This is a genomic window from Streptomyces sp. NPDC086147, assembly GCF_040702165.1.
Lineage (GTDB): Bacteria > Actinomycetota > Actinomycetes > Streptomycetales > Streptomycetaceae > Streptomyces.
This window is the reverse complement of the sequence record NZ_JBFBJO010000053.1, coordinates 1-2,097: the sequence shown is the minus strand read 5'-3', so window position 1 is coordinate 2,097 and position 2,097 is coordinate 1. Positions and strand designations below refer to the sequence as shown.

Annotated in this window: 3 protein-coding genes; all 3 read left to right on the top strand. The window is 72.9% G+C overall.

Annotated elements, in window-relative coordinates; genetic code table 11:
- On the top strand, positions 1-131 hold a 131-nt coding region (locus AB0398_RS34220), incomplete at its 5' end, for an acyl-CoA dehydrogenase family protein (protein WP_366379572.1).
- A gap of 36 nt (positions 132-167) precedes the next feature.
- On the top strand, positions 168-953 hold the full coding sequence (locus AB0398_RS34215) for an electron transfer flavoprotein subunit beta/FixA family protein (RefSeq protein ID WP_366379571.1): 786 nt from the start codon (positions 168-170) through the stop codon (positions 951-953).
- A gap of 39 nt (positions 954-992) precedes the next feature.
- Positions 993-1,949 carry an electron transfer flavoprotein subunit alpha/FixB family protein gene (locus tag AB0398_RS34210; RefSeq protein WP_366379570.1) on the top strand — a complete coding sequence of 319 codons (957 nt, stop codon included), beginning with the start codon at positions 993-995 and terminating at the stop codon, positions 1,947-1,949.
- Positions 1,950-2,097 lie beyond the last annotated feature (148 nt).

Genomic DNA, 2,097 nt, shown 5'->3' with positions numbered 1-2,097 from the left:
AGCTCCTGGGCGGCTACGGCTACACCCGCGACTACCCCGTCGAACGCATGATGCGCGACGCCAAGATCACCCAGATCTACGAAGGCACCAACCAGATCCAGCGCATCGTCATGGCCCGCAACCTCCCCTGAGCACCAGCCCGTTGACCCGTTGAAAGGAGACAGGCCGTGACCCTGAAGATCGCTGTCTGTGTGAAGTACGTCCCCGACGCGACCGGCGACCGCGGTTTCGCCGACGACCTGACGACCGACCGCGAGGCCGTCGACGGTCTGCTCTCGGAGCTGGACGAGTACGCGGTCGAGCAGGCCCTCCAGATCTCGGAGGAGGCGGACGACGCCGAGGTCACCGTCGTCACCGTGGGCCCGGACGACGCCAAGGACGCGCTGCGCAAGGCGCTGTCGATGGGCGCCGACAAGGCCGTCCACGTCAACGACGACGACATCCACGGCTCCGACGTGTTCGCCACCTCCGCGATCCTCGCCAAGGCCCTGGAGAAGACCGGCTTCGACCTGGTCGTCTGCGGCATGGCCTCGACGGACGGCGCCATGGGCGTGCTGCCCGCGCTGCTCGCCGAGCGGCTGAGCCTGCCGCAGGTCACCCTGCTCTCCGAGGTCTCCGTCGAGGACGGCACGGTGAAGGGGCGCCGGGACGGCGACGCCGCCACCGAGCTCCTGGAGGCCCCGCTGCCGGCCGTCGTGTCGGTCACCGACCAGTCCGGCGAGGCCCGCTACCCCTCCTTCAAGGGGATCATGGCCGCCAAGAAGAAGCCGGTCGAGGAGCTCGACCTGGACGACCTGGACATCGACGCCGACGAGGTCGGCCTCGGCGGGTCCTGGACCCTGGTCGACTCCGCGACCCCGCGTCCGGCCCGTACCCAGGGCACGATCGTCACGGACGAGGGCGACGGCGGCAAGCAGCTCGCCGTCTTCCTCGCCTCCCAGAAGTTCATCTGATCCGCCCCCGGCCAGACACCCACACAGGAGCAACGAATCATGGCTGAGATCCTGGTTCTCGTGGACCACGCCGACGGTGCGGTCCGCAAGCCGGCCCTCGAACTGCTCACGATCGCGCGCCGCATCGGCGAGCCCTCGGCCGTCGTCCTCGGCGCCGGCGAGGCCGCCGCGTCGATCGCCGCGACCGCGGGCGAGTACGGCGCGGCCACGGTGTACGTCGCGGACGGCGCCGAGTTCGCCGACCAGCTCGTCGTGCCGAAGGTCGACGCGCTCACCCAGCTCGCGCGGGAGAAGGGGGCTGCCGCCGTCCTGGTGACCTCCTCCGGCGAGGGCAAGGAGATCGCGGCCCGCGTCGCGCTCCGCCTCGGCTCCGGTCTGATCACCGACGCCGTGGAGCTGGAGGCCGGCGAGAACGGCCCGGTCGCCACCCAGTCCGTCTTCGCCGCCTCGTACCAGGTGAGGTCGACGGTCTCGAAGGGCGTGCCGGTCGTCACCGTCAAGCCGAACTCCGCCGCCCCGGAGGCCGCCCCGGCCGCCGGCGCGGTCGAGAACGTCACCGTCGCCTTCACGGGCAACGCGGCGAAGGTCGTCTCGCGCACCCCGCGCGTCTCCACCGGCCGCCCCGAGCTGACCGAGTCCGCGATCGTGGTCTCCGGCGGCCGAGGCGTCGGCGCGGCCGAGGGCTTCGGGGTCGTCGAGAAGCTGGCCGACTCGCTCGGCGCGGCCGTCGGCGCCTCCCGCGCCGCCGTGGACGCCGGCTGGTACCCGCACGCCAACCAGGTCGGCCAGACCGGCAAGCAGGTCTCGCCGCAGCTGTACGTCGCGGCGGGCATCTCCGGCGCGATCCAGCACCGGGCCGGCATGCAGACGTCGAAGACGATCGTCGCGGTCAACAAGGACCCCGAGGCCCCGATCTTCGACCTCGTGGACTACGGCGTGGTCGGCGACCTCTTCGAGGTGCTGCCGCAGCTGACGGACGAGATCGGCACCCGCTGACCTGCGGACGCCGCTGACCTCCGGTACCGGCCGATCCGCCGGTACCGGAAAGGGGGGGGGGGGGGGGGGCGGGGGGGCCCCCCCCCCCCCCCCGGCCCCCGGGGGGGGGGGGGGGGCCCGGGCCCCCCCCCCGCGGGGGGGGGCCAGC

Coding starts and splice junctions, on each gene's coding strand:
- AB0398_RS34210 (WP_366379570.1), top strand. CDS start 993: ATGGCTGAGATCCTGGTTCTCGTGGACCACGCCGACGGTGCGGTCCGC.